At 46.1% G+C, this 12173-nt stretch carries 12 protein-coding genes; 5 read left to right on the top strand and 7 right to left on the bottom strand.

The annotated features are described in order from the left end of the window. Window positions 1-149: 149 nt before the first annotated feature. The 4 genes from EHS89_RS09585 (at window position 150) to EHS89_RS09570 (ending at window position 5527) form a co-directional block, all read left to right on the top strand. Window positions 150-593, top strand: a complete 444-nt coding sequence (locus EHS89_RS09585) for a DNA polymerase III subunit chi (RefSeq protein ID WP_229753747.1) — start codon at window positions 150-152, stop codon at window positions 591-593. Window positions 594-946: 353 nt separating this feature from the next. Continuing rightward, a complete protein-coding gene (locus EHS89_RS09580) occupies window positions 947-1318 on the top strand; it encodes a four helix bundle protein (RefSeq protein WP_124925918.1) in 372 nt (123 codons plus the stop codon). Between the two features lie 62 nt (window positions 1319-1380). Beyond that, on the top strand, window positions 1381-2481 hold the full coding sequence (locus tag EHS89_RS09575; protein WP_124925917.1) for a PrnB family protein: 1101 nt from the start codon (window positions 1381-1383) through the stop codon (window positions 2479-2481). 190 nt (window positions 2482-2671) lie between these two features. After that, window positions 2672-5527 (top strand): valine--tRNA ligase, encoded by a 2856-nt coding sequence (locus tag EHS89_RS09570; RefSeq protein ID WP_124925916.1) that lies wholly within the window; start codon window positions 2672-2674, stop codon window positions 5525-5527. A gap of 548 nt (window positions 5528-6075) precedes the next feature. Here EHS89_RS09570 and EHS89_RS09565 read toward each other — a convergent pair. From EHS89_RS09565 to EHS89_RS21100, 6 genes are all read right to left on the bottom strand, one after another. After that, complete coding sequence (locus EHS89_RS09565) at window positions 6076-6957, bottom strand: hypothetical protein (protein ID WP_124925915.1); 882 nt, start codon at window positions 6955-6957, stop codon at window positions 6076-6078. Beyond that, on the bottom strand, window positions 6938-8236 hold the full coding sequence (locus tag EHS89_RS09560; protein ID WP_124925914.1) for an AAA family ATPase: 1299 nt from the start codon (window positions 8234-8236) through the stop codon (window positions 6938-6940). Before EHS89_RS09560 ends, EHS89_RS09565 begins: the two co-directional genes overlap by 20 nt. A 55-nt stretch (window positions 8237-8291) precedes the next feature. Continuing rightward, window positions 8292-8882 (bottom strand): DUF2726 domain-containing protein, encoded by a 591-nt coding sequence (locus tag EHS89_RS09555; protein WP_170167468.1) that lies wholly within the window; start codon window positions 8880-8882, stop codon window positions 8292-8294. 267 nt (window positions 8883-9149) lie between these two features. Next, the gene (nadS, locus tag EHS89_RS09550; protein ID WP_124925912.1) at window positions 9150-9446 is read right to left on the bottom strand and encodes a NadS family protein; all 297 of its coding nucleotides are present in this window, start codon (window positions 9444-9446) and stop codon (window positions 9150-9152) included. Beyond that, window positions 9436-9780 carry a type II toxin-antitoxin system RelE/ParE family toxin gene (locus tag EHS89_RS09545; protein WP_124925911.1) on the bottom strand — a complete coding sequence of 115 codons (345 nt, stop codon included), beginning with the start codon at window positions 9778-9780 and terminating at the stop codon, window positions 9436-9438. The genes nadS and EHS89_RS09545 overlap by 11 nt, the downstream gene beginning before the upstream one ends. A 204-nt stretch (window positions 9781-9984) precedes the next feature. Next, the gene (locus EHS89_RS21100) at window positions 9985-10158 is read right to left on the bottom strand and encodes a hypothetical protein (protein ID WP_170167467.1); all 174 of its coding nucleotides are present in this window, start codon (window positions 10156-10158) and stop codon (window positions 9985-9987) included. A 257-nt stretch (window positions 10159-10415) separates the two neighbouring features. Between EHS89_RS21100 and EHS89_RS09540 the strand changes: the two genes are divergently transcribed. Further along, complete coding sequence (locus tag EHS89_RS09540; protein WP_124925910.1) at window positions 10416-10877, top strand: hypothetical protein; 462 nt, start codon at window positions 10416-10418, stop codon at window positions 10875-10877. A 151-nt stretch (window positions 10878-11028) separates the two neighbouring features. Here the strand turns inward: EHS89_RS09540 and EHS89_RS09535 are convergent, their stop codons facing one another. Continuing rightward, window positions 11029-12171 carry a DUF1501 domain-containing protein gene (locus tag EHS89_RS09535; RefSeq protein ID WP_170167466.1) on the bottom strand — a complete coding sequence of 381 codons (1143 nt, stop codon included), beginning with the start codon at window positions 12169-12171 and terminating at the stop codon, window positions 11029-11031. Window positions 12172-12173: the final 2 nt, after the last annotated feature.

The following is a 12173-nucleotide window of genomic DNA, read 5'->3' as shown; positions in this document are numbered from 1 at the left end:
TAGTATTCCAGTGCGGCGTTAAAATTCTGCTCAAAATGCTCACCTACAGTTGTAGGCTCCGCGTTTTCGCAGAATTTTGCCTTGCTCTGAAACACTATTCCTCGTCACTACAAGCCATTCATACATGAACTGAATACAGAACCCGGTCGATGAATATGCCACAAGCTGACTTTTACGTCCTACCCGACGATACCCCAGAAAGCCGTACGGCATTTCTGTGCCGTCTGGCGGATAAAATATTGGGTAAGGGTCTGAACGTCTATATTCATGTCATCAATGAAAGCGAAGCTGAACGTCTGGACAAGCTGCTATGGGATTACCGGGCGGATGCATTTATTCCCCACGGTATTCTGAACGCCAAACCCGGCGCACCGGTACAGATTGGCTGGGGAGATCAGTTACCAGAACATCGTGATGTGTTTATCAATCTGAATCTGGCAGCGAGCGAAGAAACTCTCAAGTTTGACCGGATTCTGGAAATCGTTATCCAACAACCCGATATTCTAGCTGCAACCCGAGCTAACTACGCGCTTTACAAAAAACACGGTATTACACCGAAAATGCATGATATGAGGCCGAAAACGCCTGCATAGGCGATAGCTCTCTGAAATAATTAAACCGCCCTAAGGCGGTTTTTTTTGGTATTTAATCCATCACAGCAGAAATTCCAGCTCGGCTGTCATAAATATAACCACCAATACAGTGCAACTTTTAATAGTCCATCTCCAGTCGACAGACCAAGGGTAATGAAAAAAGATGTATCGAAGCTTAACGAACGGAATATAAACCCGCCTACGATAGTTTTTCAGATTCCTTAGTTTTTCAATCGACTGCTCAGCTACCTTACAAGCAGCATAGCCGCGTTCTAACCACTTCCCCACTTAGGTGTGAAGTCCGATTTTTCTGAACTAAACTGAAGCGCAGAAACTGATAAAAAGGATTTGTCATGAATCATGAAGATCTTGAGCTATGGAAGCGTGCTCATCGTTTGAGTTACGACGTTGCTGTCGAGTTATCTCGCTGCATGTACCCTGATTTTATTAATCAGACGAACCAAAGCAGCTCAACCATTTTATGCAATATCGAAACAAGCTTTAACAAGGACTCAGCAAGTGAAAAACGACGCTTTCTGGCCTACGCCAGAGAAGCCTTGGCTGAATTTAAAATTCAGATCTATGTAGCCCAACGACTCGGCTATATAAATAACGACAAAGCAGCATCCTGGCGCATGGAGCTACATATAATCAAACTAAAACTGACAGCACTGATCAAGGCAACGGAAAACAATCAAAAAAAAATAATCTCCTGCCAACATTAGCATCCTGTCAGTAGCTCAGACTCAGGTTAAAACTAAGGGCCAAAAGGGCTAAGGAGAGGAAGATGAAAAACTGTTTCAGATCCCGAGGTTTTTTACCCTGCAATGATCCCGACGAAAAGCTGACATTAGGCGAGGAATTTGAATCATTAGACAGACTCGGTGAAGAGTTACCCAGCCTGTTACTGGAAGATGACTGTCGCACCTTTTTGTCACAGCAGATAATACCTCAGTGGCCCTGTGACAATATATCACCCTCCCTACTCTCTCAGGCACGCCTCTATTATGTCAGGCTCGGGTTTATTGCATCGGGCTACATCAACCAGACAGGCCAAGCCAAATGTCACACTTTGCCACAAAACATAGCACAGCCACTGATCAAGATAGCGGGGCTATTAGGGCGTAAACCTATGCTCAGCTATGACGGCTATGCATTGTACAACTGGAAACGATATGACATAGAAAAACCGATCGAACTGGGCAACATTGACACACTCCAGAATTTTGTCCACCTGTATGACGAACACTGGTTTATTCTGGTCCATGTCGAGATCGAAGCAATCGCAGCCCGCATACTTAATGGCATAGAACTTTGGAACGCAGCCCTGGACCTTACTGACAGCACAAGAGAAGCCCGCTTACAAAGCGCCATGGATGATATTAGTCTGGCGATTGTGGCGATCACCAAGGTTCTGCAGCGTATACCTGAGCGAATGTCAGATCAGCTGTATTTCTCCGATTTTCGCCCCTACATCGGCCATTTTGATGATATTGAGTATGAAGGTACCGATACGGTCATGACCTTTCGCGGCGAAACCGGCGCTCAAAGCTCGGTTATCCCGACATTACTGGCATTTCTTAAAATTCCCCACCAACAAACCCGGCTGCTAAAGCACCTGCAAGATATGCGCAACTATATGCCCGCCGAACACCGTCTCTATATTGAACAAGTCCAACAGATGCCTGACCCGAAGCCACTAACCCCGCCGGAGTTATTTGACGAAATACTCGAAGGTATCGCCCAGTTCCGCGAAGTTCACTACCACTGGGCGATAAAATACATCGCCCGGCGCGGCAACGATCAGCAAGGCACAGGCGGTACACCCTATGTGAAATGGCTTAAATACCTCATCGATGAAACCCGCAATCACAAGAATGGTGGCTAACGCGGTGAATAAATTCGCCTGACCAGAGGTGACTTAGTCGCTTGCCAGAGCGAGAACTTCGTTTGCCGCTAGCGGCCATGAGATAACAGCGGCCAGAACGCAACGTCTAGCCACTGTTTATTCCCCCGTTTCAGGGGTATAATTGCCGGCTATTTTTTGCACTAATTTCAGCATTGAGAACCGGTCGACAATGGATACCACTTACCAGCCGCACGAGATCGAAAAATCCTGGTACAAAACCTGGGAAGATAAAGGTTACTTCGCCCCTTCTGGCGAAGGTGAAGCCTACAGCATCATGATTCCGCCGCCGAACGTCACCGGCAGCCTGCATATGGGTCATGCTTTCCAGCACACCATCATGGATGCTCTGACCCGCTACCAGCGGATGAAAGGTAAAAACACCCTGTGGCAAGTGGGCACCGACCACGCCGGTATTGCGACCCAGATGGTCGTAGAACGTAAGCTGGCCGCTGAAGAACAGAAAACCCGTCACGATCTGGGCCGCGAAGCCTTCATCGAAAAGATCTGGGAATGGAAAGAAGAATCCGGCGGTACCATCACTAATCAGATGCGTCGCCTGGGTAACTCCGTTGACTGGCCAACCGAACGTTTCACCATGGACTCCGGTTTTTATAACGCGGTTCAGGAAGCCTTTATCAGCATGTACGACGATGGCCTGATCTATCGCGGCAAGCGTCTGGTTAACTGGGACCCTAAGCTACACACTGCGATCTCCGATCTGGAAGTAGAGAACCGCGAAGTCATGGGTAAGATGTGGTACCTGCGCTACCCGCTGGCCGATGGCGTTAAAACCGCTGCCGGTGACGACTTCCTGGTGGTAGGTACGACTCGTCCGGAAACCATGCTGGGTGATACCGGTGTTGCGGTTAACGCTGAAGATGATCGTTATAAAGATCTGATCGGCAAATTTATTACCCTGCCACTGGTTGGCCGTCGTATCCCTATCGTGGCGGATGAACACGCCGATATGGAAAAAGGCACCGGTTGTGTGAAAATCACTCCGGCCCACGACTTCAACGATAATGAAGTGGGCAAGCGTTGCCAGCTGCCGATGATCAACATCCTCACCCTCAACGGTGATATCCGCGATGCAGCACAGACCTTCAACACTGACGGTAGTGAGAATAACGAGCTGGACAAAACCCTGCCTGAGAAATACCAGGGCATGGAACGTTTCGCTGCGCGTAAAGCGATCGTAGCGGATATGGAAGAAGCCGGTCTGCTGGTTAAGATAGAAGAAAACGCGATGACCATCCCGTACGGCGACCGTGGCGGTGTGGTTATCGAACCAATGCTGACTGACCAGTGGTTCGCCGATGCCAAAACGCTGGCTAAACCGGCTATCGAAGCGGTTGAAAACGGTGACATTCAGTTCGTACCTAAGCAGTACGAAAACATGTACTTCGCCTGGATGCGTGACATTCAGGACTGGTGTATCTCCCGTCAGCTGTGGTGGGGACACCGCATCCCGGCATTCTATGACAATGACGGTAACGTCTATGTCGCAAAAGATGCCGATACTGCTCGTGAGAAATACGGCCTGGATCTGGAAACCGAACTACGTCAGGACGATGACGTACTGGATACCTGGTTCAGCTCCGGCCTGTGGACCTTTGGTACCCTGGGCTGGCCTGAAAATACCCAGCGTCTGCAAACGTTCCACCCAACCGACGTACTGGTCACCGGTTTCGATATCATCTTCTTCTGGGTTGCCCGCATGATGATGATGACCATGCACCTGATCAAAGATGACGAAGGCAAGCCGCAGATTCCATTCAAGACCGTTTATGTAACGGGCCTGATCCGTGATGAGAACGGCGACAAGATGTCCAAGTCCAAGGGTAACGTACTCGACCCACTGGATATGATCGACGGTATCGATCTGCCGACACTGATGGAAAAACGTACCGGCAACATGATGCAGCCACAACTGGCTGAGAAGATCGGCAAACGTACCGAGAAGCAGTTCCCTGAAGGGATTGCGGCTCACGGCACCGACGCCCTGCGCTTCACTCTGGCGGCACTGGCCTCTACTGGCCGTGACATCAACTGGGACATCAAGCGTCTGGAAGGTTACCGTAACTTCTGTAACAAGATCTGGAACGCTGCCCGTTATGTACAGATGAACGCCGAAGGCGAAGACTGCGGCCAAAACGGTGGCGATCTGGAACTGTCTCTGGCTGATCGCTGGATCGCCAGCCAGCTGCAGCGCGTCGAAGCCGACGTGACAAAGCATCTGGATGAATACCGTTTCGATCTGGCAGCTAAAACCTTGTATGACTTCGTCTGGAACGAATACTGTGGCTGGTACCTTGAGCTATCCAAGCCGGTACTGTGGGATGACAACGCATCCGAGGCTGCCAAGCGCGGCACCCGTCACACGCTGGTACGTGCTTTAGAAGTAATCCTGCGTCTGACCCACCCGATCATGCCGTACATTACCGAAGAGATCTGGCACTCCATTAAAGATCTGGCCGGTGTCGAAGGCGATACCATCATGCTGCAGGGCTACCCTATTGCTGATGAGACCAAGATCGATGCAGCAGCCGAAGCCGATATTGAATGGCTCAAAGGCGTGATCACCGGGGTACGAAATATCCGTGGTGAGATGGGTATCTCCCCGGCCAAAGAGCTGGATATCCTGATTCAGAACGGTAGCGCAGACGATAAAGTCCGTCTGGAAGCCAACCAGGCATTCCTGGCTAAGCTGGCCTCTCTGGCATCCGTTACCTGGCTGAATGAAGGCGACGAAGCACCGATGTCTGCCGTACAGCTGGTTGGCGAGATGCAGGTACTGGTGCCTATGGCCGGCCTGATCAACAAAGACGCCGAACTGGCCCGTCTCAAGAAAGAGATGGATAAGCTGGAGAAAGAGTCTGGTCGTTTAGCTGGTAAGCTGAGCAATGATAAGTTTGTTGCCAACGCACCGGAGGCTGTCGTCGCCAAAGAGCGTGAGAAGCTTTCTGAGCTTCAGGCGTCGTTAGCTCAATTGACTGAGCAGTACGGGAAGATTGAGGCGTTGTAACGTTTCGTAGTCCGAAAAAACAAAAAGCCCAGACATTGTTCTGGGCTTTTTTGTATCTTGAATCTAGTGTTCTTCTGATTAAAGGTGGCTAACTGAAACGCCCCATTTCGCCTTCGCTGGCGAGTTAAGACCTTTGTATGGACAAAGACCTTAACAATCCAAAACCACCCCTGCTGCTTGGTCGCTTCGCGACTGCCCTGCGCGTTTCATTTTCAATCGGAGCTGCGGAACTCGGACGCTTCGCGCCCTCAGACAGTCCTCGCTTTAATCCGATTAAAAACTGCAATGCTCGGCTGCACAGAAGGGGAGATTGAGTCTGTGCCAGATTATAAATCTTACTCTGATCCCAATTATTTGTGTCTAGACCGTCGCTTCGCGACTCGCTAGCCGCCGAACAAGTTCGGCTAGCTAGTGGCTTGAAAAAGCAAAAAGCCCGGCAGTGATGCCGGGCTTTTTTAGTTAGTGAATAACGATATTTTTAAGCGACGCTTTCAACAAATAAAATGATATAGTAATGAATAAAAGGAAATTTTCTACCTAGTGTTTTTTTAAGCTGCTAACATCCTATTTACCATAGCTTGATAATAAGGATCTTTATTTACTTCTAAAGATCTTGCATAACGCTCAATCATTGCAGCCACAATAAATTCTTTTGGTAGCGCCCCAAAACCTGCCATTGTTCTACAAATATATGATATCAACGATATAGACATGGCCTCAACAAGCTTCCCATAACAGTATCGAAAAGAGCATAGATTATTATCATACTCAGGAACAAAAATAGGCCTTGCAAGCTGCTCCTTATTATCTCTAATAAGCCTAGACAATTGCTTCCTATTGAAAGACGGATTTCTTCTTGAATCAAAAAACCGTTCACCATTACAAGCTGTAATTAGCTTAACGCCATTCAATCTAAACATTATCTCAACATTAATTAGAGTTTTAGACTTAGATCCAAGATCACAAAACGCCTTATCGACGATATATTTATACCTTTCCTCTAAACCATTTTTAAAGATAAGACTTTCAATTTGATCTTTTACTAAATCATTCCTATAAACATCATTCTCCCAACTATATCCTTTTGTATATAACACAAAGGGAGAATCAATTTTTACCCCTATAAAATCATCCAAATCAGAATCTACAGCTACCGCTACATTTTCAATTTCACCTTCACTCAGAAGCCTACATATTTCTTTTGCGCAAGTTTTCGATCCTAACGCTTTAAACTTAATATTAGATGTTAACCCATGCTTCACCAGCACATTACTCCAAAACTTTATATCAACAGACTGCTCCGAGCCGGCCCCTCTCAACACCTCATCTGCAGTATAGGATTTATTTCCGCCCTCAGTATATATAATTAAATCAACACCATAAAAAAGTGAATTATTTGTTAACCCAGAACTAGTTCTTGTGAAGGACATTCAAATATTCCTCCATATCAAAAACTTTATTTCCATAACTACTAACAACATCTGGCGAGTGTGTAGCAAAGATAATCTGGGCATGAGGATTTAATGCCCTCAGATTATCTACTAACCTCTCCTGCCATGATACATGTAAAGAAAGCTCGGGCTCATCTGCAATATAAACACAAGATCTATTCTCTTGAAGCAAAGCCTCACCCAGCACTATCAATAGTTGTTTTTCACCAGATGAGAGGTGCTTCAATAACAACTTCTTATTAGAATCCGTTTCAACCTCCAATTCATTTCTATCATTTATAAAAAATGTTTTTCGCTGAACAAGGCCATTAATTATCTTAAGAAAAGTTTCTCTTGGCTGAAGAATATCTGATCTTTTCTGAGTGACAATCTTCCAATCCTCTATTATCTGATCTATCCTATCATTTAGAACAATCGAAGCCACATCAATATAATCAAGCCCCTCTTTCTCGTTCACTTTATTCATAGCTTTATCAAGTTTTACAAAATGATTATCAACCCTTGATTTATAATTACCAACATCCAAATTAAAATGATTAAAAATTGAATATAAGGTATCTTTCTCCTCTTCTAAATCTAACGCTGCATTCGGCCTAAAAAGGTTGCCTTGTTTCCTACCTACCAACATAGAAAGAAAAACACTTTCCTGAAATTTCTCAAGCAAACCAGAAGCATTTCTTCCTAAGGAAGAAAAATACCTAACCAACCTATTCATCAGCTCATCAAGCTTTCTATCAACTGTTGATTCAAAAGACTTTCGCTCTCTATCTTCGGATGGTGAAGCACGATGAACTGAAAGCCAGCTTATTTGAGTTAATGACTCTAAATGCTCAACAATTGAATCACCATATATTCTTTTAAGCTCTCTATTAACATAACGTTTCGGAATATCCCGATAAAGTTTATGCTCTTCAAAGTCATCAAGCGAATATCCTACAGCCGGCTCCCCTGCACTATTCTTTATACGATATTCAATAGAACCAAAAGGAGAACCTTCAGTATACTTCTTTAACACTACAACTTCTGGCTTCTTTCTTTTCTTATACCCTTTAAGAACAATACTAATTTTTTCAAATTCGATTCTATCAAGGGTAGTAAAATCAGCCATCAAGGCAGCCGCAATTAAATTTATCACGGTAGTTTTTCCAGAACCATTAACTCCTATAAGAAAATTAACATCCTGATTAAAATCTAGAACTAAACTTCTATCTCCCCAAAAACCATCAATAACCACTTTAGATATATAATTTTCATTCATAAAAACTCACTTATATAATCAATTAAATGCGCAATTCACTGCCAAAGTAAATGACTTAATTACCTACCACCCTCAAATCACCAATCTCTACTTCGTCCGGTTTATCATCAACACTGCCTTCCACCTCTTTAACCAACATCATCTTCAACACTTCTGTTTTATAAGCCCACTTGGCAGGTACCTGAAGCATGGGCAGGCCGGTTTGTTTGCAAATCTTTTTTAGCAGTTCATCCCGTTTCTGGCGGTGATTCTGGTTGTGGGATTTATCATCCAGTTCGATAACGGCCACCGGGGTCAGGTCATCGATTTTGCAGAGGACAAAGTCGAAGTGTTTGGCGGAGATGGCGTTAAAGGCTTTCTGCCACTGGCTGCGATTACGGCTGGGTTGGGGTTCTAGCAGGTCTGTGACCGGACTTTGCCCTAAGCTCTTATAAAAGGTCTGGTATTTATTGCTGTCGATAGCTTGTAACAGTACACCGTAGAAGGAGCGTTCTGCCGGGGTAAACAGCGGGCCTTTTTTACGGTAGCCGGGCTTGTCACTGTCATTGGTACTGCTTGCTGTGTCCGAGCCTTTAAGGTTCTTAACAAAACCGGCAAAGATAATCAGCGCGATAAAGATCAGTAATGGGAAAAAAAAATCGTCCATTGCATCATCCATGCATTGCAGGCAAGCCTTGGGCCTGCCCGGTCTTCCTGACCAACTACATGATTGCGAATGACAATCTGGTGGGAAACTTAAAAAGTTAAGAGTCGAATGTAACCTGCCTCACGTATTCACTCAATAGAACAGCGGTGACACAGGTCACACTTACTACCCAAAATGACTCTCGGGCTCTTAATCACTTCGGACAAGTCGCGCAGCGACGCTCGGACCTCGGACAAGCCACGCACTGGCGTTCGGACCTCGGTTCTGCTAACCGCTGTTATTTAGCAGTTCAATCATTTTACGGGGGTTATCCTGAATCAGGGTTAGCAGTTTCTTGGTAACGCCTGAGGGATTACGGCGGCGGTTTTCCCAGCTCTTCACAGTTTCGTAACTGGCACCAATAATCTCTGCAAATTCAATCCGGTTTTTACCGGATGCTTCACGAATCGCTTTTACATCCAACGTCTGATAATGATGGACACTGCGGGGCTGTTGTTCGCCATTTTCAATAGCAACCATCTCTTCGGCACTCGCCTGCAGGTCGCTAAACAATTCATCTTTCATGCTTATCTCCTGCCGATTTCAGTTGTCCGGCGATCTGTTTAAGTATCTGCTTCTGCTCAGCAGTCAGACTATCAGCTTCATTCTTGGTATAGATCAGCGCCAGATAGAGCCGACTGTGACTCGGTACCAGGCTGTAATATATTGCCCGTACACCACCACTCTTCCCCATTCTGGGTCGGGACCATCGAAGCTTTCTGAAACCACCAGTACCCGGCATAACCGGGCCCAGTTCGGGATTCACAATCAATGCCTGTTGCAACAACTGATACTCTTTATCTTGCAACAGGCTTAAGCGGTGCTTGCTGAATCCATTCAGCTCAATAAATGTAAACATTGCACATCCATGTACTATGTACCTAAAGCACTATAGAGCAATTAGTGTACTATGTACACGAATCAGAACTCCCGCCTCACCAAACTCCTGCTTTATGTCTTTTCTGACAAGTTGCGCAGCGACGCTCGGACTTCGGACAAATTGCGCAGCAATGATCGAACCTCGGACCAGTCAGGCACTGGCGTTCGGCCCTTCGTCAGCAGACTATTCTTCCTCATGCCCCTGAGGCTTCACAAACAGAAACATTGTCCAGGTAATCAGACATACCGCACCCGCGATATAACCTAAACGCATCAGGCTTATTCCTTCCATATCATGTGCCATAAAGAATAAGAAACCAGCCAGACAGACTGCTATAACTGCCGAAATTATTTTCATACAAAATCCCATTTTTAACTGATGCTAAACGAAGAGCTAAAACTACCATCACTATCGGCTTACCGCTATTAGAATAGCTTGCTGAAAGCACTTATGCGCTTTCTAGCAAGCGGTTCCGCCGACCTAATCACCCGCACAACATCTAAGCTTTCCCTCTGACCGCTTCCCTTATCAGCCGATAAGTATTTCTGAGTCGATCTGCCCCGCTCAAACCATTAGTCTATCGCCTTTGTTTTAAGCTATAGCGAGTCATTGCCGTGTCTAACGATATCAACCAGATTAGCCAGATTAATAGCCAGATCGAAGCCTATTTTGATGGCATTGAGCATACGATTTTCAACGGTTCCATGTTCGCCCCATGGCGCGGCTCGTTTGAAGTAAAAAAGGTCTATATCAAGAAAGACAACGCTGATATCAAGTGCGATCTGGATGTGCGCTTACAACACTGGCCTGAAGGCGTTGTCGTTAAAGTCTACAAACACAAAGCTCTGGCAGCGCTGCCCAGCGTTAACAATGCAGATATTGCCCGTGAGTTTCTGAAGCAGGAGCCAGTACCTAGCAAGTTCTGGAAGGAGACTTTCTACTTCTCCCACCGCACCGATCTTGATGACGCCCGTTATGTACTGCGCGAGGGTAACGATATGACCCCTGCTGATGCCGATACCTGCCTGACTATGCTTAAAGGCTTTATCGAGGAAATAGAAGCAATTCTTAACTGAAGTGGGGATCAAAGAACAACAGACCATAACTAAAAAGCCCGGCATCGCTGCCGGGCTTTTTTACGTTTTCAGGGATGCTATTTTTAAGGGATGCCAGGAAATTGCGGCTAGCAAGTCACAAAGCGACGTCTAGTTACTCCCGGACAGTGGATCAGGACTTAATAAATCCTAAAGTTTGATACCCTTTCCCCAACAATTTATCGTTCTGCCACCAATCGGAGATAACTGTCTGATACATACGCCGAAAATCTGTCGTAAAGCGCATATCATTCTTTTCTAGCTGAGTCAGGTCAGGGTGCTCTCCGTAGTGACCACCACGCACTCTTCCCCCCATTACCATATGGGTAGCAGCTGTACCGTGATCGGTACCGCCTGACCCATTTTGAGCAGCACGACGGCCAAACTCTGAGTAGGTCATGACCAACACATCTGACCAGTGCCCCGATGATTCTAATTGCCCCTTAAACGCCTCTAGCCCCTGCGCTAATTGCTTTAATAGTTGCGCATGTTTTCCTGACTGACTCTTGTGTGTATCGAAACCGCTCAAGGCTATTTTGTAGACAGGCACTCCCAGATCAGACCGTATCAAGGATGTAATATCTGCCAACTGTTTTCCGAATTTATTGTCCGGGAAAAACCGAGCCAAAGACCCTGCGCCTTTTAGCTGGCGCCGTAGCAAACTGTCAGCACCTTTCACCGAATTTTGAGTGTTTAATAATAACCGCAGTGCAGGATTATCAACGGCGGCATCGACAGACTCTATATCAGCGGCATGATTTAAAAACTGTTTTACCGTTTTCAACTGAATAAAACGACTATTCTGCCCATAAAAAGCCCGAGCGTTGCGCCCAAAGACGATACTTTTAACCTCAGCTGCACCCCGATCGCTGATGATAGACGAGAGCCAGCCGTCATCCAGATATTGATCAGAATCAGAAGCGGTATCCCAGATATCAATTGCACGGAAATGTGAACGGTTTGGGTTGGCATAACCTAAGCCATGAATTAGAGCCAACTCCCCTGTACGCCAGCATTCATGAAGTGGCTGCAATGAAGGATGCATGGCAAACTGCTGATCCAGCTGTAGCATATCCTCATCCTGTAGCCCCAACTCAGGTCTTAACTGATGGTATTGTTCAATATAATCGAGAGGAATAAAGCTGTTCAGGCTGTCATTCCCCCCATTTAGCTCCACCAACAACAGCACCGGAGCCCGCTTCGCATGGGCAAAAAGGTCTGTAGAAAACAGCAACGGGCTCAGAGATGCATACTGTAAAAGTGCTCGACGCTTCATAT

Origin of the sequence: Amphritea balenae, from assembly GCF_003858655.1 — a bacterium.
Lineage (GTDB): Bacteria > Pseudomonadota > Gammaproteobacteria > Pseudomonadales > Balneatricaceae > Amphritea > Amphritea balenae.
Note: the sequence above shows the minus strand (reverse complement) of the source record. Positions and strands in the feature narration are given on the sequence as shown.